This is a genomic window from Methylophaga thalassica, from assembly GCF_030159795.1.
Lineage (GTDB): Bacteria > Pseudomonadota > Gammaproteobacteria > Nitrosococcales > Methylophagaceae > Methylophaga > Methylophaga thalassica.
On the sequence record NZ_BSND01000006.1, the window covers coordinates 137,840 to 159,941 of the forward strand.

The window sequence follows — 22,102 nt, forward strand, 5'->3', positions numbered from 1 at the left end:
ACTGATTAAAGATTTTTTCTATTTACTTACCAATACAAAAACTGGAGAAGATATGATCCAATAAGTCTTCAGTAGTAAATGTGCCGGTAATTTCACCTAGGACCTGCTGTGCAAGACGCAGCTCTTCAGCTAACAACTCACCAGCCCCCATGCCTGAGAGACAGTCATAACCATTGACGATAGACTGTCTGGCACGTGCTAAAGCATCCAGATGTCGACGGCGGGCAATAAACACGCCCTCTTCTTCCGGATGAAACCCTACCGCCTGATAAAGATGTTGTTGGAGTAACTCAAGCCCATCACCAGACTTCGCCGATAGATACAAAGTGGGATAGCCATTTTCTTCCGTCAAGCCTGTCTGATGACCACTTTTATCAATCTTATTACGGATAATAGTCAGTGGTTTATTCGCTGGTAGCTCTGCCAGAATCTTTTTATCCTGCTCGGTAAGCCCTTTACTATCATCAATCAACAATAAAATATGATCCGCCTGAGCGAGTTCATTTTGGGTACGGCGAATGCCTTCCAGCTCAACGATATCGTCTGTGGCATCATGCAAACCGGCGGTATCAGAAATACGTAAAGGTAGACCACCGAGGTGAATTTGTTCACGCAATACATCGCGTGTCGTGCCTGCCACATCAGTCACTATCGCTGCATCATGACCCGCTAGCTGATTGTGTAAACTTGATTTACCTGCATTGGGCTGTCCGGCCAACACCACGCTAATACCTTCGCGTAATAAGCGGCCTTGTTTGGCAGAACCGGTAATACCATCAAGAGTTTTTAATAAATCCTGTAATTGCACATCCACTTGCGCTTCAGCGAGAAAATCAATTTCTTCATCGCTGAAATCAATAGAGGCTTCGACATACATTCTCAGATGCGTCAGTTCTTGCAGAAAATCATTAATGCGATTGGAAAAATCGCCTTGCAGTGATCGCATCGCACTTCTTGCCGCCTGCTCTGTTGAGCTTTCAATTAAATCGGCAACAGCCTCAGCCTGGGCTAAGTCCATTTTATTATTGAGGAAGGCACGCTCAGAGAACTCACCAGGCCGAGCCATTCTGGCACCCAACTCAACAGCACGCTGACAAAGTCTGTCCATAACAAGCGGGCTGCCATGTCCCTGAAGTTCAACAACATCCTCGCCAGTAAATGAAGCCGGACCAGGAAAGTAAAGGGCAATGCCTTCATCTATAACGCCATTATCGGCATCACGAAAGTGAGTAAATTTGGCGTAACGCGGTGTCGGTAACTTTCCGCAAATCGATGTCACGATCTCAGCGCTTTTTTTACCAGAAATTCTGACGACACCCACACCACCGCGTCCGGGCGCGGTGGCTACTGCAACGATCGTATCCATCAGCGCAGCTTAGAGTGCATCCATCTTACGAGTGATATACCACTGCTGCGCAATCGACAACACGTTATTCACCACCCAGTACAACACCAGACCCGATGGGAAGAAGGCGAAGAAGACGGTAAACACCAGCGGGAAGAACTTCATCATCATTGCTTGTGCAGGATCTTGTGGTGCAGGGTTCAATGTTTGTTGGAACCACATTGAAATACCAAACAACACAGGCAAGATGAAGTAGGGGTCCATGGCTGTTAAGTCATTAATCCAAAGAATAAAATCAGCCTGACGCAGTTCAATACTTTCTACCAGAACCCAGTAGAAAGACAGGAATACTGGCATTTGCACCAGAATAGGTAAACAACCGCCTAATGGGTTAATTTTCTCAGTGCGATAAAGATCCATCATCGCCTGATTGAACTTCTGCTTGTCATCGCCATAACGTTCTTTCAGACTCGCCAGCTTTGGCGTTAACTTACGCATAGCCGCCATTGAGCGGTAGCTCGCGGCAGATAGTTTGAAGAAAACTAACTTGATCAATACCGTCAGTAGCACAATAGACCAACCCCAGTTGCCGGTCATTTTGTGTAACCATTCCATCACCCAAAATAAGGGTTCAGAAATAATAGTAAAGATGCCGTAATCAACCGTCAGTTGTAAGTTCTTAGCTACTTTTTCCAGACGTTCGGCTTTTTTCGGCCCCAGATACATTTCATAATCCGCATGACCTTCACTTCCAGCCGCAACAGAAATAGCTGGCATTCTGACACCGGCAGTGTAATTAGTGCCATTAAGAGAGCGTGCGTAGTAACCTTTTTCTTCATCATTTTGTTCAGGCACTATCGCCGCTACAAAATAATGCTCAATCATCGCTGCCCAGCCATCCTTCGCTTTCTGATCGAATGGTTTTTCATCCAAATCATCAAACTTCACTTTTTCATATTCATTACCTGTGTTTGAGAATACAGGTCCGCTATAGGTATAAATGAAGCGTGAACCACTGGATTGTTTTTGACGATTGAATTGTGCATACGGGTAAGCAGAAAATGCATCAGCGGTATTATTGATAATCTTGTAGTCAACATTCACCACATAGCTATCACGTTTGAATGTATAGGTTTTCACTACTGTCAGGCCGTTATCAGCTTGCCAGTAGAGCGGCACTTTAATTTCGTCCTGGCCATCTCTTAATTGATAGTTTTGCTGATCAGCTTTATAGATAGCGTAGTGTGTTGGCACATCCATATTCGAACGCAAGCCAGATTGTGAAACGAAATAAGCATCACTTTTATCACTCAAAAACTGCACCGGTGTATTGGGTTCTTCAGAGCTAACGGCATATTTCAATAAGGCCAGATTTTGAATATCACCACCTTGTGTGCTGATTTCAATATCCATCACATCCGTTGTTACATGGATTTTTTGTTTCGTCGCTGCAGACGATTGCGCCGATTCAGGCACATCAGGTAAGGCTTCAGCAGAAACCGAAGGCATATCTGGCAACGCTGCATCGTTTGCGGCCAACGAGCCATCATCGATCTGGGTCGAGGTCGTATTTTGTTCGGTTTGTTGAGGATGTACGTAATCTTTTTGCCATGCCTGCCATAACAATAATGACACGATGAGCAGACCAAAAATAAATAGGGTTCTGAGATTATCCATTACGATTCTTTGTTTTTAGTTCAGGTACAGGATCAAGTCCACCCTCATGCCAAGGGTGACAGCGGGATATTCGACGCAAACCAAGCCAAGTTCCTTTTACAGAACCATGACGTTCGATTGCTTCTATCATGTATTGTGAGCAGGTTGGCTGAAAACGACAATGCATGCCGATGAAAGGGCTCAGTAAAAGTCTATAACCTCGGACGAGGCTGATTAGGATTTTTGCCATTGCGCCACCACTGTTAACCAATGTCGCTCCAATGCTGCCCATATTTGAGTGCTATCTCGTTCTGTCACACCGGGGCGTGACAATACAACAATATCGATGTTTGATAAGGCGGATTGATTCTGTCGAAATGATTCGCGAATAATCCGCTTTAAGCGGTTGCGTTGATTGGCTAATTTCACGTGTTTTTTAGCTATCGCTAGTCCCAGTCGGGGATGTCCCACTGAGTTCTCAACCGTTAAAACCGTCAGGCCCCCACCACCAGTGCGTTTTCCTTGACGGAACACCCGAGAAAAGTCTCCCGGGCGATTCATTTTCATGGCTCGGCCGAATGTTGCCAAGTCATGCCCTCCCTGAAGGATGTCAGAGAAGATTATACTGACAGTCTTGCGCGACCTTTTGCACGACGTGCGTTAATAACGCGACGACCACCAACTGTTTTCATACGTGCGCGGAAACCGTGTGTGCGTTTGCGCTTCAGATTGCTAGGCTGAAAAGTTCTTTTCATTTCACCAACTCCAGAAATATTGATTGTTTTGCTGCCTGCGGTGCTAACAGCAGCAAAAACCGCCGAGGCAAAAGACACGGGATTATAAAGTTTTAAGGCATAACAAGTCAAACCAGAGTGACTTTCATTTTTTCTGTGGTTATTTTACTTGCCAAAAAGCTGGCTTAAGGATAATACTTGCCAAAAAGCTGGCTTAAGGATAACTTTAGACCTCCTGCGTTACCAGCTATACTATCAAAAAGCTTAGCTATCCAACGCACCTCATTTTTGTTTAAACCGGTATAAATCAAGGAGTTAATGTGTCATCACCCCTTTGGGAAAAATGTCTGTCCCATCTCGAAGGTGATTTGTCGGCACAGCAGCTGAATACTTGGCTTAGGCCGCTGCAAGCGATCGAAACCGAAGAGAGCTTACGCTTACTAGCGCCCAATCCTTATGTAAAAGCATGGGTTCAGGAGCAGCTAGAAGCACAGATAAATCAGCTGGTTCATCAATTAACTCAAGGCCTTATCGAATATGTTTCGATTGAAGTAGGTACCATTGATCATGTGCCTCAACGGCCAAAACGTGTGGCAACCACTTCCGCGCCAGCCAAAACCAATAAAGAAGAAAAGTCAGAAACGATAAAGTCAGAACCCGCACTTGGTAGTCCTATCAATCCACTCTTCACCTTTGATAGTTATGTCGAAGGTAAATCTAACCAGATTGCACGAGCGGCATCGCTGCATGTAGCGGAAGCACCGGGAACAAGCGGTTATAACCCACTCTTTTTATATGGCGGTACCGGACTCGGCAAAACCCATTTGATGTTGGCCGTGGGTAATAAAATCAAGCAAAACAATCCTAAGGCTCGTGTGATTTACTTGTCATCTGAACGTTTTGTTCAGGACATGATTACCGCATTACGCAACAACGCTATTGATCAATTTAAAACTCACTATCGTAGTGCAGACGCATTATTGATTGATGATATTCAGTTCTTTGCCAAAAAAGAGCGCTCGCAAGAAGAGTTTTTCTATACCTTTAATAGTTTGTTGGAGGGTCAGCGCCAAATCATTCTGACCTGTGACCGTTTCCCCAAAGAAGTCGACAACTTGGATGAGCGTTTGCAATCACGCCTGGGTTGGGGCTTAACCGTGGCTATCGAACCACCAGAGCTTGAAACACGTGTGGCGATTCTGATCAAAAAAGCGCAACAAAACCTGATTACACTACCGGAAGACGTGGCTTTTTTTATCGCCAAGCGTATAAAATCGAATGTACGTGATCTGGAAGGCGCATTGCAGCGCGTTCTGGCTTTTTCTCGCTTTACCAATCAGCCCATGTCAATTGATATGGCACAGGAAGCATTGAAAGATCTGCTGGCACTTCACCAAAAGCTAGTGACACTGGAAAGCATCCAGAAAACAGTGGCTGAATATTTCAAAGTGCGTGTGTCTGAATTACTGGCGAAAAAACGTACACGCTCCATCGCGCGACCACGGCAAATCGCCATGGCGCTTGCCAAAGAGCTAACCAGTCACAGCCTGCCAGAGATTGGTGAATCTTTTGGTGGCCGTGACCATACAACTGTCCTGCATGCGTGCCGGAAAGTTGCTGAATTAAAAGAGTCGGATCCCCGCGTGGCTGAAGACTACCGTAACCTTTTACGAACACTGTCGAGTTAACCCGAGAGAATCATCATGCAATTTACTGTCAGCCAAGATACTTTAGTGCGACCGCTGCAACTGGTGTGCAGTATTGTTGAACGCCGCGCTACGCTACCGATCCTGTCTAACGTTTTATTACGTGTTCAAGGTGACCAACTATCTATGACCAGTACCGATATGGAACTGGAAATGATCGCTACCTTACCCGTAGCCGTTGAAGAAGAAGGTAAAACCACCGTTTCAGCACGTAAGTTGCTGGATATCGTCAGAGCGCTGCCAGGTAATGCGACCATCAGCGTGAATGCGGCAGATGGTAAAGCGGTAGTCAAAGCCGGTAAAAGTCGCTTTTCATTGGCGACATTGTCCAGTGATGACTTCCCGGACAGCGAAGGTGCTAATTACATTGATGAAATTTCATTGCCACAATCGGCACTGAAATCTTTACTCGACGAAACCAGTTTTGCCATGGCAAGCCAGGACGTGCGTTATTACCTGAATGGTTTATTGCTCGAACGTGACGATACAACCTTACGAGCTGTTGCTACCGATGGACATCGTCTCGCATTGGGCAGCCTGACCACAGCCACCCCTGTCAGCGAAAAAAACAGTGTTATCGTGCCGCGTAAAGCGATTATTGAACTCGGTCGCCTGCTCAATGACAGTGATGACATCGTTAAAATGGCCTTCAGTAATCAACAAATCAAAGTTGAATTACCTGATATTCACTTCACCTCCAAGCTGATTGATGGCCAGTTCCCTAACTATGAACGCGTTTTGCCACTCGGGGGTGATAAGGAAGTTCTGGCGGATCGTGATGAATTAAAACAAGCTTTATCACGAGCGGCTATCTTGTCGAATGATAAACACCGTAGCGTACGTATCAACTTAGATACCGATCAATTAAAAGCTACGGTTACTAACCAGGAACAAGAATCCGCTGAAGAAGAAATCAGCGTGGACTACAAAGGCGCGCCATTAGAAATTGCCTTTAATAATGCCTATCTGCTGGACTTACTGAATGCCATTCCGGATAACAAAGTGAAACTGCTTTTCACTGATGAAACCAGTAGCGCACTTGTGACCCCGGCTGATGAAAAATTCGAACGCCAATACGTCGTTATGCCAATGCGTCTCTGATATGTTTTAGAGAAACATCCTTAAACTCACATCAGCACCACATTAACAATACAAGTTTATTTGTATTCAGTATGAAGGACTTGGAGAGAGTAACAGTATGAAACTAACGCCCTTTTACAAAAGGACTTTAGTCGGTCTACTGAGTTTATTTTTTATTGCTTTAGCAAGTTGTGGTCAATCACGTGATGTTGAACTGCCTGAAGACATCAAACAAATAACCAATGGCGATCTCGACGCGTGGCTAAAAAAAACGCCTTTTGAAGGCTTATGGGATCCCGGCGAAGACAAAAAAGCAGAGACCATTGTCATCACCAATGTGCATCAAGTATTTCCTTTTATTGGCAAATTAAAAAATGCCTCGGATGATAATAAAAACTTTACCGGGCAAGATGGTGATATCCACGAAGATGCCTGGCAGGTATTCAAAGATCCCAAATGGGGTGAAGTTGTCACCTACGCACAACTGGCTTACGACCCAGAAGAGCTGTTTTTATCTCCTTCTTACTCCGAAATGGGAAATCCGGCATTTTCAGGTAGCCAGGACATCAAGTTAAGTTATTCAGGCAATCTGACTGCTACGCAGGTCATAGACCGTAAGGGTGATAGTAAAGCCGCTATCCACTGGGTAAACAGTAATATGCAAACGTATCTGATGGGGTTTTATCAGAATCAGAACCTGGTATTTGAGGTGGCATTTCCCTGCAAAATAGAAGAGAAAGCCATGTGTCTTGGAAAATTAAAAGACATTAATAAAAAGCTGCAACTCAATATCTCAAGCTGGGAGAATGCCAGCGTCGATATGCTTCAGCCCAGTGATAATAAGGATAGTTTCTGGCAAGACCCTTATACCGGCATCTTTCCGGATGACTATGAAATCCCTTCGGTAAAGGTCAAAACTCGTTTCACTGATTTCAAACTGCAAAACCTGAATGTCCCACAGCAAAATGCTGCCTATCTATTCAGCTATGAAAATAACTATGGGCTGCATTACATCGGTTTCAATAAAGAGCCATCGCTGCTGAGCCGTGCTGAGTTTGATAAAGCACATGAAACTCAGAAACATATTGAGGCAGGTAGTCTCGATGTAAAAATTTATCTGTCAGAAAGCGAGAAAGATAATCTTCATCAGATTAAAGCAACCGCTTATATGAAGAATAAACAACAGCTGACCATTAACGCCAGTTATCCTGTTAAGGACCCAGATGCCCGTGATGAAGTCATGGATATTCTTGAGCATCTGAAAATTGCTCAATTCTGATAAATAACAAGGCGTAGATAAGAACCGTTCATATAGAAGCCAAAACCCTATTTATTATGCGTTTGATTACGATAAGCTTAGTCAGGACTAGTTGGTATTTATAAGGCTAATAAGGACAGAAGGAATAGATAGACCATGATGCACAAGATTCAATGTGAATGTGGCAGCCTGCTTGGACATATTGACGGTAAAGGTATCACCAGCAGGGTGATTTGTTATTGTACAGACTGTCAGGCATTTGCAAAGTATCTTGGTAAGTCGGATAACATTCTCGACGCGCATGGTGGCACCGATATCGTCCAGTTAGCTCAGCCTCGTTTGCATATTACCCAAGGGTTAGAGCATCTGGCCCTATTACGACTTTCTCCTAAAGGATTATTACGCTGGTACGCCTCCTGCTGTAATACTCCCATCGGTAATACTCTGAGCAACCCAAAAGTGTCGTTTATTGGTTTGGTGCACTCTTGTCTGGATAAGACGTGGTTAGAAACCGATTTTGGTCGTGACGTGGCCAAAGTGAATACGGAATCCGCAACAGGTGAGCCTAACCCCAAAACCAGTGGTTTATTCGGTAATGTCATGCGTTTTTTTGGCATTGTCCTGTCAACGTTGATTAGTGGTAAATATAAACACTCCGAATTATTTACCAAAGATGGCGCACCCATCGTAACGCCAACCATTCTCACCGATGAGCAACTCGGCCAGTTAAAAAAGCAGAAGTAATATCAACATGATTTTTCGGCTTCATACCCCGATTATGATAAACCGTTATAAACCTTAAAAAGGCACAGAATATGGATATCATCAAATGGGCTGAAAAACTGATGTCGATGGATGAAAAAAGCTGGCAACGGCATGCTAATCCATGGAGTGTGTATTCACGTTTTACCACCCTACCCTTGCTCTCTCTGGCCTTTTATTCACGCGAATGGATTGGGATTTGTTCGTTAATACCTATTGTTTTGGCTTTTGTCTGGATTTGGCTTAACCCACGATTATTTAACGTCCCATCATCCAGCGATAACTGGGCGTCGATGGGCACCTTTGGCGAACGACTGTATTTAAATCGCAAAAATATCCCCATACCCGTTCATCATCAACAGGTTTGTATGCTGCTGCAAACATTGTCAGCTTTAGGCATACCGTTTTTTATTTATAGCTTATACAGCCTGAATGTTGGGTTGCTGATTGCCAGTAATATCTGGATTATGGTGTTCAAAGCCTGGTTTGTGGATCGTATGGTGTGGCTATACTGGGAGATGAAAAACAGCGATAGCAAGTACGCTTCCGAGGAAAACCATAAACAATAAAAGGTAATCCCATCAATTATCTACATCCTATATAATCACTGACTGATTTATACAAGCCAGACAAAAAATACGATGATAAATAGCACGCCAACACATAAGCCACGCCCGTTTGTAGACCTGATGGTCAGTATCGTTTTACCGTCAGTTATTTTGATGAAATTGAGCGGACCGGAAGACTTGGGAGCCAGTGGTGCATTAATGGCGGCACTGGCTTTTCCTCTTGGCTGGGGAATATTCGAACTTATCAAATACCGTAAATTCAACTTTATCGCTCTGCTGGGTTTAATCAGTGTATTACTCACCGGCGGCATTGGTTTATTTGAGCTCGATACTAAATGGCTAGCCATCAAAGAAGCGGCTATTCCTGCCATTATCGGAATTGCTGTTCTCGGCTCAACATTTACCCGATACCCACTGATCAGAGCCCTTTTATATAACCGTGAAATCATGGATGTCGATAAGATCAAAGACCGCCTTGAAGAAAAAAACAGCACGGCATTATTTGAAAAGCGTCTTCTCAACGCGACCTATTTATTAGCAGGTACCTTTTTATTTTCAGCCATTATGAATTTTTTACTGGTGAAATGGTTGGTCACCAGTCCAACTGGCAGTGAGGAGTTTAATGAGCAACTAGGCTTGCTTACACTTTATAGCTACCCGGTTATTGCGATTCCTTCCATGCTGATGATGATCGGTATCTTTTATTATTTATGGCGGACTATTCATGATTTAACCGGCCTTAAACTTGAAGAAGTTGTATCACCGAAGGTCGCCAATAAATAATCACGTGTCCTCTGTCAGACTGATTCATCATCCAGACTATCTCGTGCTGTTGCCAGCAGAGCGATGCAGAGTTTTAAGCTCGGCTGTGTTAAACGGCGGACTGCAAAAAGCCAGCGCTTTACTCAATATGCGGGTGGATAAACATTCTCCGCTACCCTGTCTGGCACCAGAGCAAACCTTACTAGATAAAGCAGAAGCACTGGCATTACCACCAGTCATTATCGGCATGATGACCGCTGCCTCCATGCAGTCATTAGGTCACCATATTGAACACAGAGAGGCTTTAACGGTTGAGTGCTGGGTAACGAGCGGGCTGAGTAATGTTAGACGAGTAGGTGATAAAGCCGATGACCACGCTGTGCCTGGCACCATCAATATTTGCTTATATATTAATCAAGCATTATCCGATGCTGCACTTGCCGAAGCCTTGATATTACTCACCGAGAGTAAAGTGACAGCTATTCGTGATGCCGAGATTATCAGTCCGGTTTCTGGCCTGCCCGCCAGCGGCACAGGCACTGATAGCCATGCCGTTTTTTGTCCCGACGCTGAACCCCAACATGCTTATTGCGGCAAACACACAACGCTCGGTGAGTTAATAGGTCGGGTGGTACTGCAGGCCTGTTCCATCAGTCTGACTCATTCTTTACGCAGTCTGACCGAAAGCTGATAACACGATTTCCCCCTTTTCGATTCGGCTCAGCTATCATGCTACGAATTTTGTCTGCTGAGTGATGACTGTATGGATATTCTTCAAAGTATTATTTTGGGGTTTATTGAAGGCCTGACGGAGTTCTTACCCATTTCTTCCACCGGACATCTGATTGTCGTCAGTGACTGGCTCGGACTGGCACAAACAGACAGCAACAAAGCTTTTGAAGTCATTATCCAGTTAGCCGCAATTCTAGCGGTGATTGCTAGTTATAAAGAGCGTTTTTCATCTAAGTATGTCGGTTTGTGGACAAAGGTTGCTTTATCTTTTGTCCCGGTCGGGCTTGTCGGTTTGTTATTTCACGATCAAATTAAAGCCCTGTTTTCTGTTCAGATTGTCGCTGTGATGTTTATCGTGGGCGGCATTATTTTTTTACTGACAGAAAAATTTATCAGCGAGAAACCACCTCAAGTTGATGATATCAATGAGGTTAGCTACACGCAGTCTTTGATTATCGGCATCGCTCAGGTGTTTGCATTAATTCCCGGCACCAGTCGAGCAGGTTCCACCATTATCGGTGCACTGCTTGTAGGCTTGAGTCGCAAAGCCAGTGCTGAATTCTCATTTTTACTTGCCCTGCCAGTCATGGCGGCTGCATCAGGCCTCGATTTACTATCGCATTATCAGGATTTTGCCAGTACATCCTTCTTACCGCTGATCATTGGTTTTATTGTCGCTTTTATCACCGCTTATCTGGTAATTAAATTATTTATCCGTTTTCTGGCGAACTTTACCTTTGTTGCTTTCGGCTGGTATCGCATTGTGTTTGGCGTCTTGCTACTCGTGCTGTATTAAACAACATCGCCCTGAACAGACTCATTTCAGCTTGAATTCATCGTATTTTGTATACTAGCTTGCATGGCCTCTAATCACGTCACTAAAGCTATTGAGCAATTTTTCTTCAAAGGTGGAGCTACACGAGCATTATTTCGTTGGCTGGATTTTCGTTTATTTGTTTCACAAAAAAATAATAAGTTAATACCGTCATCTGAAAACCGTTCACACTCTGCCACAGAGTACTTACAGGCATGGCAACAGCAGATGTCACTGACCACACCAGCCACGGGTATTTTACGGCTCCTTGCTGTCATCGCCGTACTGATTGGTTTTACTGCCATGGCTGGGGTGTTAAATGTCAGTCAGCCCTCATTTATCAATATCTGGGTGCCACTCGCTTTATTTGCGTTTTTACCGCTATTACTCACATTAAGCAGCTTTTACTTTTCTTTTTTATCGCCCGCCAAACATAATCTGCATCATCATCCATTGCTGCATTGGTTGATAAATAAACTGAACCTGCAACAATTCATTCCCTACAAAAATTTACTGCTACCCTGGTTATTGTGGCAACTACAGTCAGCGGCTATTTTATTTTCAACCTCGGCTTTACTGGCTTTTTTTATTCTGGCGACATTTCAGGACTATCTGTTTGGCTGGTCATCCACCCTGATTACTGATAGTGCCACTATGACGCAATTAATGACGGCTATAAGCTGGCCCTGGCATTGGCTGCTAGAAGCGCCCACCGCCGAGTTAATCCAGCAAACTCGATTTAGTGCTCAGGCCAGTGATCTGACTGTTTCGGCCACCAATGTATGGTGGATGACATTGGTGATGGCTATCGTGGTTTACGGTATTCTGCCCCGCCTGCTGTTAGCATTATTATTGCGCCAACAGTTTATCCGGCAATTGCGTAGTAATATTCAAAACAGTAGTGATGTGGAACAGTTTATTGTGGCGCAACAGCATCAGGTCAGTCGTAATCCTATTCAATCTGATGATCATCATGTGGAAAGCGGCACGGTCAGTTTACCCTCGACAGAAACCGCCCTGATAAGCTGGCAGCAACCTGACATTCACTTTAATGTGGAAAAAAACTTAGGCTCGGATGACTGGTTACAAGATGAACAATGGCTAAACTCAGCAGCCAGCCAGTTTGATAAACCAGTATGGATTATTATTGATCCTATGCAGACACCCACAGGTGAACTGGCAGATTGTATTGAATTACTTCAACAGAATAATGAGCTAATCAGTCTGGTGTTGTACCCGATTAATGCTGATGATTCACGTTACCAGCAGCAACAAAAATCATGGCAGTTTTTTGCTCAACGGCACGCGGTTACATTAAAAGAAGGTCATGCACATGTCTGAGTCTGTCACGCATCCTGTCTTCGCCGTCGTGGGCCATCCGAATAAAGGTAAATCCAGTATTGTCGCTACCCTGACTCGTCAGGATGCCGTCAAAATATCTGAAATTTCCGGCACCACCACATCGGCACAGACCTTTGATCTGAATATTGATGGTGAGACACAGTACACACTGGTTGATACCCCCGGCTTTCAACGTCCAAGACAAGTGATGTCCTGGTGTCAGCAACATGCGCCTAACGCCGCTGAACGCAAAAATACCATTCAGGCATTTGTAAGTGAGCAGCGCGCCTCAGGTAATCATAAATTTCATGATGAAGTTGAGTTATTAGAGCCGATTTTAAATGGTGCCGGCATTATTTATGTGGTGGATGGTTCTATTCCCTATAGCCCTGAATTTGAGGCCGAAATGACCATTTTGCAATGGACAGGTCAACCACGTATGGCGTTGATCAACCCGATTGGTGGCGAAGCCTATGTGCAGGAATGGCAGGATGCATTAAGCCAGTATTTCAGTGTGGTGCGGGTGTTTAACCCCATGACGGCAGACCATCAGAAACAATTCACTATTTTGTCGGCCTTTGCTGAGTTATACGAACCCTGGCGTCACACTATCGAGTCCACGGTTGAACTACTCAAGCAATATTTCGAATCCCTCGAACGACAAGGTGCATTCGTGGTGGCAGAGCATATTCAACGAATACTCAGTCATGTCAGTGAAATCAAAGTGCCTGCCGACTTTGTGAAATCGCGTTTGCAAGACAAATTAAAACATGATTATCAAAGCACGCTGCGTCATATTGAAGCAAGCATGCAAAAACAGTTACAAGCCTTATTCGCACATCCTGAAATGCAGATGCAAACGCAGCAGTTAAGTGCCGACTATCCTGACTTATTTGATATCAGTCATTGGTATCTTTATGGTTTAGACAGACAAAAAATTGTCGCTTTATCTGCCTCTGCCGGAGCGGCGGCTGGTGCTGTCATTGATGTTGGTATGGGTGGCACATCGCTGATGACCGGCGCATTTTTTGGCGGCTTAGTGTCTGGCGCCGCATCATTATTCGCCACAGCCAAACCAGAAAACCTCAAAATTAATGGTATCCCCTTAGCGGGTGAGACATTAAAAGCCGGGCCAATGAAAGAACTAACCTTTATTTTTGTGGTGCTGGGTCGTGCTGTCGATTTTCTGGAAATCATTCTACGCCGCACCCATGCCGATCGTTCTGTCGCAGAGCTACCTGAGACTAACCTGACCGCACGTATGAATCATTTACCCAAAGTTGAACAGGTGCAACTCACCCGCTTGCTACAAAAAGCGCACAAAGGTTTAAGTGACTCAGAGTTAGTCAAACTGCGTGACTTGATATTAAAACTCTGCCTATCCCCTTCAGCATAAACCGGACAGTATTTACATTTTCTTAACAACGGCTTTTATACCTTGGTTTTATCATTTTGATAAATAAAGGGGGCAGCTATGTCTCGTATTTTGCTGATTTTATTTATGCTATTAAGTCCTATTGCCTGGGCAGAGGTAATACAAAGCCTGCATTCACTGTCAGAGCTAAAATGGAAAAACCGGCTTATCCTGATTAATGCCGGTGATGATATTAATACCTATCAGGATGAACTCTCGCAGAGGGATGCAGAGATAAATGACCGTGATATTGTCTGGTTTCTGATCAACCAAAGTTCTCTAAGTACTAACTACACAGGTACAGTTACAGATAATCTCACCAAAGAAGTTCGTCAAAAACTACAACACCATAACAGCTTGGTTTTATTAATGGGTAAAGATGGTGGTGTCAAAGCTACTGACACACAGTTAAGACTTCATAAGCTCTTCAGCGAAATTGATAGCATGCCGATGCGTCAGCGTGAATTACAACATCCCTAGTTATATTAGTCACTTGTAAGCTGAACCAGCTAGGACTTGTGTCTAACTATACGCAGTCAAGACACTGTGCTATTAATGACCATAAACTGGTGCGAAGAGTCATCAGTGTGATGCTGCTTTCGTCAACGCTGTTTTAGTCATGGAGGGTGTGTCTGTGGATATCATCAGTGCATTATTTGATGGCAGTTTTATGCCCCATGGCCATTGTTTAAAATGGCAAGCAGACTTACTTTTCCTGCATGTTGTTGGCGATACGCTGACAGTCATTGCCTATTTCCTAATTCCTATCGCCCTCATTCAGCTGGTCAGAAAAAGAGACGATCTCGCCTTTAACTGGATATTTGTGATGTTCGCTGCCTTTATTTTTCTCTGCGGCGTGACACATCTAATGGCTCTGATTAATATCTGGCATGGTTATTATTTCCTTAGCGGACTCAGTAAACTCGCTACCGGCATCGTATCCATTATGACCACCGTGATGATTGTCTATTTATTACCCAAAGTGATTGCGATTCCCAGTAATAAAGACTTTAAAGTAAAAAATGAACAATTACTGTTGGTACAAAAAGAGTTACTTGCAGCAAATCAATTATTAGAACAACGGGTGGAAGCACGTACCAAAGAATTAGAAAAGTTAGCTCGTACTGATGCACTGACCGGTGTACTTAATCGAGGTGGTTTGATAAACAATTTAACGGATGAAATTGATCGGTCAGTTCGCTATAAACATCCGCTAAGCTTGTTAATGATTGATCTTGATCATTTCAAACATGTGAATGACCAATTTGGTCACCAACGTGGCGATACCGTATTAATTGAGGCTGTTAACATCGTCTCGAAAGCATCTCGACACAGTGACACACTAGGCCGCTACGGTGGGGAGGAGTTCCTTTTACTGCTTCCTGAGACAAATGTTACCGAGGCAAAAATACTCGCTGAACGCATCAGACAGGATATTGAGCAACATCCATTTTGTCAGGATGAGGGCCTCAATATTTCATTGACCTGTAGTATCGGGGTGACTGAATATGAAGCTGGGCAGACACAATCCAAGCTACTACAAACTGTCGACCGATTGTTATACAGTGCCAAAAATTCTGGCAGAAACAGAGTCACCGTTAATGATGATATAGCCGCAAAAGATCCATAAAAAAGCCATACGGCATCAGGCTTTTACCCAATTCCGCATGGCTAATCAGCTTTCGAATATGAACTTAACTTATTCCGGATTAGAACTCATAACCATAACTCACCATATATTCTGCCGGTGCGCCATAACCAATTTGGTTTCGACCTGACGAGCCACCTGTTGCACCCAGGAAATATTTTTCATCAAAGATGTTGTAGGCATTGAACTGAATTTTATGCTTACCCACCCGATAAGCCGCCATTAGATCCACCAAGGTATAGCTATCTAATTTAACTGCTTCATTGTCACCAGCATAGCGTTCTCCGACATACTTGATGTTGCCACCCACTCGCCAGTGACTATCAATTTGATAGGTTGAACCTAATGAGAACAACTGATCGGACACATCATTCGGTTTTTTACCTGTATCTTCATCTTCTGCATCTAAATAAGTATAGCTGGCAGTGGTACTCCATTGCTCTGTCAACTGACCACGAAGCTCTAATTCAAAACCATTATGTTTTGAGGTATTTCTATCCGTTACATCGCCTGTTGTGGCATCCGTTACAGGCCGCTCTTGTTCAATTTGGAATATGGCAGCATTGAACATTAAAGCATCACCTAATGTATAAGCTTTGAAACCAATTTCTTTTAGATCAGCCGAGTAAAACTCCGCCGCACCATTACTTACAAAGGTGCCGGCATTGGGCAGTTGCCATGACCGTGAAAACGTCGCATAGGTCGATAAATCTTCAGTCAGACGATAACTGGCACCTACACGATAACTCCATTTGTCATCATCCAGGTTTTCTTTCGGGTTACCCACACGCTGTTGTTCCAGGTCCATCTTGTCGTGACGCACATTACCGGTCAACGTCAGATCACCAATGGTGTACATATCCTGCACATACAAACCATAGGTTTTGGTGTCATTCTTTCTGAAGGGTTCAAAACCGCCATTAACCACGTGCTCGGTGACAGGAGCATAGATGGATTGGTCTGCTTTTGAGACAGTACTTAAGTCTAAGTCAATTTTGGTTTGTGTATATTCTGCACCGAACAAGAATTCATGTGAGCCGACAGACCATTTTAATTCCGATTGCAGGGCGTTAAAACGGCGGGGATCATAGCCAAAATCATTTACAGATTGTCCGACAGTAGCTGTAGCAGCTGTTACATTCCTTTGACGCGTACCTTGTTGTTCCAGCTCAACACGGCTAATCACCACACGATTATTCCAGACTAAATTCGGGGTGAATTTGAATTCATCGTTCAGTGAGAAACGCACACTTTTTGATTCTTGATAATCATTGCTACTACCAAAGTAGGTGCTGCGAGACACATTCACTGGTTTGCCATTGATGGATGGCACACCACGGTAAGGTACCAAATCCTGTTTTGATATTTCCAAATCCACATCTAAGGTGTGATGATCGCTAGGGGTAAAACGAAGTGTCGGTGCAATGAAATAATCTTTTGAATCCACATAATCGACAAATGAGTCGGCTTTACGAACTTCCAGATTGATACGGCCATTAACCGTATCTGAAAATGAGGTCGAACTATCTACCCGCCCTATCATTTTTCCATGACTACCTAAACTGGCATTCAACCGGGTGAATTCATCACCGTTTGCACGTTTTGTCACCAGGTTAATCAAACCGCCTGTTGAGCCACGACCATACAAAGCACCCGCGGGGCCTTTGACTACCTCGATTTGCTCAATATTCGCTAGGCTACGATAAGACTGCAAGCCAGTATCATCGCGCATGCCGTCACGATATACATCGTTCAAGGCATCAAAGCCACGAATGACAAACTGATCACGGCTGCCTTCCCCAAGTGTGTTATTAACACCAGCTACACCATTTAATGCATCAACCAAGCGCACTGCACCACGATCGGTAATCTCAGTATCTGTTACTACAGAAACCGATTGCGGCACATCAAGCCATTCTGCATCTGTCTTACTTCCAGATGTGGGTGAGAACTGCGCATAACCTTTGTATGCCTGACCGGTAACGACTAAGGGATTCATCGTCGCTGCTGAATTGCTCGTCTCATCTGCTAATAAGGGAAATGAATAAATTGAACAGAGTGTGACGAGAGAAGAAATGAGTCTTTTTTTTGTATTCACAATGTATGTGCACCAAGCCTATTAAAGAAATTGAGCACAAATCTTATTGATAATTATTAACATTTGCAAACATAAAAAAGCATTTATTAACATCAAACATTCCTAATTATCTTAGGAATGCGTTTATTGAACGGTAAAGAGATGATAATAAAACGTGATACTGAACAACAGAAAAAGCAGGCCAAGGCTCAATAGCCTAATGTTTTAATTCACCCAGCACGACTTTATTTTCAGTGACTTTTTTCACCACATTCGAATAGTAGTCATCCCTGAATTCATTGATTACTCGTGTGGCTACCGTATCTTCAACACCACTGCCTAACAAGACTTCTTCTGTCAGCCTCAGGCTGGTTTCCAGTGTTTCTGAAACCGTGGTCGTGGCCCCCTGAGTGATTAATTCTGCACAGTGTTTTCTATCACGGGCACGCGCATGAATCGGCATATCCGGATAATACTGACGTACCTGAGCCACCAATCTATCTACCTGCGTCGGATTATCCAGTGTGACGACAATCATCTTGGCCCGATCAGCACCCGCCGCCTGTAATACTTTGACCTTACTGGCATCACCAAAAAACACCGGGAACCCCTGTGCTCTGGCATCTTTTACCCGATGTTGGCGCATATCCAAAGCAATATAAGGAACGCCGGCAGCACCCAGCAAGGTACCGACACGGGCGCCAACACGACCGAACCCCGCTAGGATAACGTGCTCCTGATCATGCTCAACAAACTCGGTGGTGTAATCTTCCTCATCGTTTTCTGCATCAGGTGTATAGAATTTCAGTAATAAGTAATTGGTCGCCCTTACAACAAAGGGGGTTAATACCATGGTTAAGGCAATCACCAGCGTCAAAATGTCACTGACTTGTGCTTCTAATAAACCCAACGATGCCGCAAAGCTAAACAGAACAAAACCAAACTCACCGCTCTGAGATAACAAAGCCCCTGTTTGTAAGGAAATATCATGACGGGCACCGGTAATACGGGCCAGGATATAGACAACAACCGTCTTAATGGTCATCAGGCCCCAGGTCAGCAATAGGATATCGCCCAGACGATCCCATAACAGACTGAAATCAATACCCATGCCGACAGTCATAAAGAACAGTCCAAGCAAGATACCGCGGAAAGGCAGAATATCGGCTTCTATCTGATGTCGGTATTGTGATTCAGCCAACATCACACCTGCCAGGAAGGCCCCCAGCGCCATCGAGAAACCAACACTTTGCATAATCCAGGCAACGCCCAGTACTAACAGTACCGCGACAGCAATAAACACTTCCGGATCTTGGCTGGCAACAATTCTGGCTAATACCGGATTCAACAGGTAACGCCCGGCAAACAGCAGCGCAATAATCACCAGAATACCGATTAGCGGATTTACATCTGGACCAACTACTTCGGCACCGTTACCCACAGCGAGATAGGAAACCAAAGCCAATAATGGCACGACGGCAATATCCTGCAGTAGCAGCACGGAGAAGGACATGCGTCCCATCACGGTGGAAATACCGCCACGTTCAGCCAATAATTTCAAACAAAAAGCGGTCGATGACAGGGCTAAACCAAAACCAATGATAATGGCACTGTGATTGTCCAGACCCAACCAGATGGCAGTGCCATAAATGGCGCCCGCGGTAATCAGCACCTGAGCAAGCCCCAGCCCCAGCACCATTTTACGCATTTGCCAGAGTTTATCCGGCTTGAGTTCAATCCCTAAAACAAACAGCAGAAAAATAACGCCAAACTCAGCTAAATGCCGAATATCTTCAACTTCGGTGATTACACCCAAGCCCCAGGGACCGAGAATCATACCTGCGGTTAAATAACCCAGAATCGCACCAAGCCGAATAGCATGGAATGTAGGAATAATAATGACCGTGGCCAATAATAAGGCCAGAATTTCTACCAGATAATCGCCACCCGCTTCTTGCACAAATTATCCCTTTGTTAATTAAATGGTTGCATCAGAACTAAGCATCAATGTCAGTCCTTGCTTATAGGTATCTGCAGCAGCTTCATTTTTGTCCAGCGCCAATTGCACTTCAGCTAAGACCTGATAAGTCTCGCCTTTGGCATCTAAGCGAATGCTTTGTTGTAAATATTCTTCTGCCTTTGTCCATAACTGGTTGGCTTTCGCCAGACGCCCAACGGTTAGTAATAAACAGGCATTATCCGGATTGGCTTTAAGCCACTTTTCTGCCGTCGCTAAACGCGCCAGCAAGTCACCCTGCGTCAGCACACCGTAGATATACACCAGCTTATCGCTCCAGTTATTACGCATAAACTGTTCAATCTGGGCAATGGCCTGCTCTTCCTGGTCTTGCTGAATTAGCCCATTCACATATGGCACAAGCATGGCTTCTGTCTGCCGTGCTTTGCTGGATGATTTTTCCCAGACCTCAGCCATTTTTTGCCAGTCCTGTTTGGCTAATGCCATCTGTAACTGACCTACAGCTGCTTCCTGATCCAAAGCTGCGACTTCATTACGCTCCAACACATGGCGTTTACGTAAATCGGGTAATACCGATTGCATTTCCTGCCATTGATCCATGTCCTGATAGAGAGACTGCAATAACTGCAAAACATAAGGATGTTTCGGTGCCACTTCACGCAAATGTTGAAGTGTCGCGAGCGCCTGCTCTTTTTGCCCGGCCGATAATTGTAGCTCTGCCTGAACCACCCCAACGGCAATATCAGCGCCTTCGGTTGTTTCATGGGCCAGACGAAGATAATTATCACGACGCTCTGGTGCTTGTTGTTTTTGCGCCGCTCTCGCCGCCGCCAGATAATGAAGTAGTGGTGTTTCACTGTGTGTGGCATGACGAACCAAAATACGTTCCGCCTCTGTCCAGCGACCTTCTTCCAGTGTGATCAGACCACGGGTTAAAGCTCGATTAGCCCGCTTTTGTCTTTGTGTTGTCTTCCAGGCATTAATTCTTTTTGGCGTCTGTTTTAACAACACCAGACTGCGTAATGCTAAATAGCCTGCCACTACCAGTAGGATATAAATAGCCGTAAATACAACCAATGATGTTTCCAGACTCCACTGTCCGTATTGCAGTAAAACAAACCCTGGTTCAAAATCGGCCGCCCAGATTGCGGCAACACCCAATGCTAATGCTAAAGCGATAATGATCAGCATTTTCATTGCTGATACTCCTCTAGCCAGTTCAGTGAGCCTGAAATATCCGGAATAGACACGTCAATTTTCTGTTCAGCCAGTGAATTAAGGCTGGCCAGCATGGCATCACGTTCTTCACCGGTGAAATATTTATCCAGCCAGCTAATGGCTGTTTTTAAGCTATGCTGAAAGCTATTATTGTCAGCATTCAGTAAGGCAAGACGTGCACTTTCCAGTTGTAAACGCAGATTTTGATAGAGGAAGTAGCGCTGTTCTGGTACTAGTACAGCCGCTTCACCAGATTGCTCATGGCGAATCACGACTAAAGAGCGCAATTGTTGCCAAATGTCTGAGATGGCTTGTTTCCATGCCGGCGTTTCTGTGCTGGCAATATCGGCCGTGTCTGGAGACTCAGAGAAATCAACTTCTGGCCCTTTTTTAACTCGCAGTTTGTCGACATGGGCAGCCAATGTCTGTAGCTGAATCGCCATGCCCGGGATATCCAGAGTTGTCAGTGATTGTAATGACATTAATTCTTCTGCAATCTCAGCCCGCAGAGGATGAAGCCGATAATCAGAAAGTGCTTCTAGTTGTTTATCTGCCATGATCAAAGCCTGGATGGCTCCTACTACATCATGTGCTAACAAAGCGCGCTGGTTGGCGACATTGAGCAGATATTTGACTTCCTGCAAAGCCCATCTCTTTTGCAGTTCAGCATTGGATAACTGTTGTTTGTCCGTCAGTTGCTGTAGTTTTTCCGCTAATTGTTTTTGGTCACTATCGAGCCGCCCTAACTGCTGCCTGTGCTGTTCTAATTTTGATTGCCAGTCACCATTTTGGCTCGATAACTCGGTCAGCGAAGATTGAATATCGGCTTCCTGCTGCTGGAGTTGCTGATAAAACCAGCCAATACTGACAACGGAAAGCAGTACGACAACAACAAGCGCAATCCATATCAAGCGATAGACTTTGGCATCATCCTGTTTATTCTTTTCAAGCAGCTCAGCATCCTGCACATTGTTATCTATCGTTTGCTTTGCGTCGTTATCTGCCATG

The 22,102-nt window shown here is 44.5% G+C and carries 21 protein-coding genes; 12 read left to right on the plus strand and 9 right to left on the minus strand.

Annotated elements, in window-relative coordinates; translation table 11 throughout:
- Nucleotides 1–22: 22 nt before the first annotated feature.
- Genes mnmE through rpmH form a run of 5 tightly spaced genes read right to left on the minus strand, consistent with a single transcriptional unit; the run spans nt 23 to nt 3,756 of the window.
- Nucleotides 23–1,366, minus strand: a complete 1,344-nt coding sequence (gene mnmE / locus QQL60_RS11630) for a tRNA uridine-5-carboxymethylaminomethyl(34) synthesis GTPase MnmE (protein ID WP_284723395.1) — start codon at nt 1,364–1,366, stop codon at nt 23–25.
- 9 nt (nt 1,367–1,375) lie between these two features.
- On the minus strand, nt 1,376–3,022 hold the full coding sequence (gene yidC / locus QQL60_RS11635; protein WP_284723396.1) for a membrane protein insertase YidC: 1,647 nt from the start codon (nt 3,020–3,022) through the stop codon (nt 1,376–1,378).
- A complete protein-coding gene (yidD, locus tag QQL60_RS11640; protein ID WP_379007012.1) occupies nt 3,015–3,293 on the minus strand; it encodes a membrane protein insertion efficiency factor YidD in 279 nt (92 codons plus the stop codon). Before yidD ends, yidC begins: the two co-directional genes overlap by 8 nt.
- A complete protein-coding gene (gene rnpA, locus QQL60_RS11645; RefSeq protein ID WP_237701183.1) occupies nt 3,236–3,589 on the minus strand; it encodes a ribonuclease P protein component in 354 nt (117 codons plus the stop codon). The genes yidD and rnpA overlap by 58 nt, the downstream gene beginning before the upstream one ends.
- Nucleotides 3,590–3,621: 32 nt before the next feature.
- Entirely contained in the window at nt 3,622–3,756 is a 135-nt protein-coding gene (gene rpmH, locus QQL60_RS11650) for a 50S ribosomal protein L34 (RefSeq protein WP_040576298.1), read from the minus strand.
- A gap of 299 nt (nt 3,757–4,055) precedes the next feature.
- Here rpmH and dnaA point away from each other — a divergent pair, with 299 nt between their 5' ends.
- From dnaA to QQL60_RS11710, 12 genes are all read left to right on the plus strand, one after another.
- Nucleotides 4,056–5,423 carry a chromosomal replication initiator protein DnaA gene (dnaA, locus tag QQL60_RS11655; RefSeq protein ID WP_007144027.1) on the plus strand — a complete coding sequence of 456 codons (1,368 nt, stop codon included), beginning with the start codon at nt 4,056–4,058 and terminating at the stop codon, nt 5,421–5,423.
- Nucleotides 5,424–5,438: 15 nt separating this feature from the next.
- Nucleotides 5,439–6,542, plus strand: coding sequence for a DNA polymerase III subunit beta (gene dnaN / locus QQL60_RS11660; protein ID WP_273181006.1), 1,104 nt, complete (start codon nt 5,439–5,441; stop codon nt 6,540–6,542).
- A 97-nt stretch (nt 6,543–6,639) separates the two neighbouring features.
- Nucleotides 6,640–7,800, plus strand: a complete 1,161-nt coding sequence (locus tag QQL60_RS11665; RefSeq protein WP_284723397.1) for a hypothetical protein — start codon at nt 6,640–6,642, stop codon at nt 7,798–7,800.
- A gap of 135 nt (nt 7,801–7,935) precedes the next feature.
- Nucleotides 7,936–8,523, plus strand: a complete 588-nt coding sequence (locus QQL60_RS11670; protein WP_284723398.1) for a DUF6151 family protein — start codon at nt 7,936–7,938, stop codon at nt 8,521–8,523.
- 71 nt (nt 8,524–8,594) lie between these two features.
- Nucleotides 8,595–9,110 (plus strand): DUF6653 family protein, encoded by a 516-nt coding sequence (locus tag QQL60_RS11675; protein WP_284723399.1) that lies wholly within the window; start codon nt 8,595–8,597, stop codon nt 9,108–9,110.
- A 72-nt stretch (nt 9,111–9,182) separates the two neighbouring features.
- Nucleotides 9,183–9,893 carry a VC0807 family protein gene (locus QQL60_RS11680; protein ID WP_202796099.1) on the plus strand — a complete coding sequence of 237 codons (711 nt, stop codon included), beginning with the start codon at nt 9,183–9,185 and terminating at the stop codon, nt 9,891–9,893.
- A 4-nt stretch (nt 9,894–9,897) separates the two neighbouring features.
- Nucleotides 9,898–10,563: an adenosylcobinamide amidohydrolase gene (locus tag QQL60_RS11685; protein WP_379007021.1), complete on the plus strand. Its 666-nt coding sequence runs from the start codon at nt 9,898–9,900 to the stop codon at nt 10,561–10,563.
- A 72-nt stretch (nt 10,564–10,635) separates the two neighbouring features.
- Nucleotides 10,636–11,400, plus strand: a complete 765-nt coding sequence (locus QQL60_RS11690) for an undecaprenyl-diphosphate phosphatase (protein WP_284723400.1) — start codon at nt 10,636–10,638, stop codon at nt 11,398–11,400.
- Between the two features lie 63 nt (nt 11,401–11,463).
- A complete protein-coding gene (locus QQL60_RS11695) occupies nt 11,464–12,759 on the plus strand; it encodes a DUF2868 domain-containing protein (protein WP_284723401.1) in 1,296 nt (431 codons plus the stop codon).
- The gene (locus tag QQL60_RS11700; RefSeq protein WP_284723402.1) at nt 12,752–14,155 is read left to right on the plus strand and encodes a DUF3482 domain-containing protein; all 1,404 of its coding nucleotides are present in this window, start codon (nt 12,752–12,754) and stop codon (nt 14,153–14,155) included. The genes QQL60_RS11695 and QQL60_RS11700 overlap by 8 nt, the downstream gene beginning before the upstream one ends.
- A 78-nt stretch (nt 14,156–14,233) precedes the next feature.
- Nucleotides 14,234–14,653, plus strand: coding sequence for a DUF4174 domain-containing protein (locus QQL60_RS11705; RefSeq protein WP_284723403.1), 420 nt, complete (start codon nt 14,234–14,236; stop codon nt 14,651–14,653).
- Nucleotides 14,654–14,807: 154 nt separating this feature from the next.
- The gene (locus tag QQL60_RS11710; RefSeq protein ID WP_284723404.1) at nt 14,808–15,803 is read left to right on the plus strand and encodes a GGDEF domain-containing protein; all 996 of its coding nucleotides are present in this window, start codon (nt 14,808–14,810) and stop codon (nt 15,801–15,803) included.
- 79 nt (nt 15,804–15,882) lie between these two features.
- On the opposite strand, the gene QQL60_RS11715 is transcribed toward QQL60_RS11710, so the two are convergent.
- The 4 genes from QQL60_RS11715 to QQL60_RS11730 form a co-directional block, all read right to left on the minus strand.
- A complete protein-coding gene (locus tag QQL60_RS11715) occupies nt 15,883–17,820 on the minus strand; it encodes a TonB-dependent receptor (RefSeq protein ID WP_284723405.1) in 1,938 nt (645 codons plus the stop codon).
- A 295-nt stretch (nt 17,821–18,115) separates the two neighbouring features.
- On the minus strand, nt 18,116–19,858 hold the full coding sequence (locus QQL60_RS11720) for a monovalent cation:proton antiporter-2 (CPA2) family protein (protein WP_284723406.1): 1,743 nt from the start codon (nt 19,856–19,858) through the stop codon (nt 18,116–18,118).
- Between the two features lie 18 nt (nt 19,859–19,876).
- Nucleotides 19,877–21,073, minus strand: a complete 1,197-nt coding sequence (locus QQL60_RS11725) for a heme biosynthesis HemY N-terminal domain-containing protein (protein ID WP_284723407.1) — start codon at nt 21,071–21,073, stop codon at nt 19,877–19,879.
- Nucleotides 21,070–22,101, minus strand: a complete 1,032-nt coding sequence (locus QQL60_RS11730; RefSeq protein WP_284723408.1) for a uroporphyrinogen-III C-methyltransferase — start codon at nt 22,099–22,101, stop codon at nt 21,070–21,072. The genes QQL60_RS11725 and QQL60_RS11730 overlap by 4 nt, the downstream gene beginning before the upstream one ends.
- Between the last annotated feature and the right edge of the window lies 1 nt (nt 22,102).

Excerpts from the sequence above, each read along its gene's own strand:
- QQL60_RS11715 (WP_284723405.1), bottom strand. The coding sequence starts at position 17,820 with ATGAATCCCTTAGTCGTTACCGGTCAGGCATACAAAGGTTATGCGCAG.
- QQL60_RS11695 (WP_284723401.1), top strand. The coding sequence starts at position 11,464 with ATGGCCTCTAATCACGTCACTAAAGCTATTGAGCAATTTTTCTTCAAA.
- QQL60_RS11700 (WP_284723402.1), top strand. The coding sequence starts at position 12,752 with ATGTCTGAGTCTGTCACGCATCCTGTCTTCGCCGTCGTGGGCCATCCG.
- QQL60_RS11690 (WP_284723400.1), top strand. The coding sequence starts at position 10,636 with ATGGATATTCTTCAAAGTATTATTTTGGGGTTTATTGAAGGCCTGACG.
- yidC (WP_284723396.1), bottom strand. The coding sequence starts at position 3,022 with ATGGATAATCTCAGAACCCTATTTATTTTTGGTCTGCTCATCGTGTCA.
- QQL60_RS11670 (WP_284723398.1), top strand. The coding sequence starts at position 7,936 with ATGATGCACAAGATTCAATGTGAATGTGGCAGCCTGCTTGGACATATT.
- QQL60_RS11705 (WP_284723403.1), top strand. The coding sequence starts at position 14,234 with ATGTCTCGTATTTTGCTGATTTTATTTATGCTATTAAGTCCTATTGCC.
- QQL60_RS11665 (WP_284723397.1), top strand. The coding sequence starts at position 6,640 with ATGAAACTAACGCCCTTTTACAAAAGGACTTTAGTCGGTCTACTGAGT.
- rpmH (WP_040576298.1), bottom strand. The coding sequence starts at position 3,756 with ATGAAAAGAACTTTTCAGCCTAGCAATCTGAAGCGCAAACGCACACAC.
- yidD (WP_379007012.1), bottom strand. The coding sequence starts at position 3,293 with ATGGGCAGCATTGGAGCGACATTGGTTAACAGTGGTGGCGCAATGGCA.
- mnmE (WP_284723395.1), bottom strand. The coding sequence starts at position 1,366 with ATGGATACGATCGTTGCAGTAGCCACCGCGCCCGGACGCGGTGGTGTG.
- QQL60_RS11730 (WP_284723408.1), bottom strand. The coding sequence starts at position 22,101 with ATGGCAGATAACGACGCAAAGCAAACGATAGATAACAATGTGCAGGAT.
- dnaN (WP_273181006.1), top strand. The coding sequence starts at position 5,439 with ATGCAATTTACTGTCAGCCAAGATACTTTAGTGCGACCGCTGCAACTG.
- QQL60_RS11680 (WP_202796099.1), top strand. The coding sequence starts at position 9,183 with ATGATAAATAGCACGCCAACACATAAGCCACGCCCGTTTGTAGACCTG.
- QQL60_RS11725 (WP_284723407.1), bottom strand. The coding sequence starts at position 21,073 with ATGAAAATGCTGATCATTATCGCTTTAGCATTAGCATTGGGTGTTGCC.
- QQL60_RS11675 (WP_284723399.1), top strand. The coding sequence starts at position 8,595 with ATGGATATCATCAAATGGGCTGAAAAACTGATGTCGATGGATGAAAAA.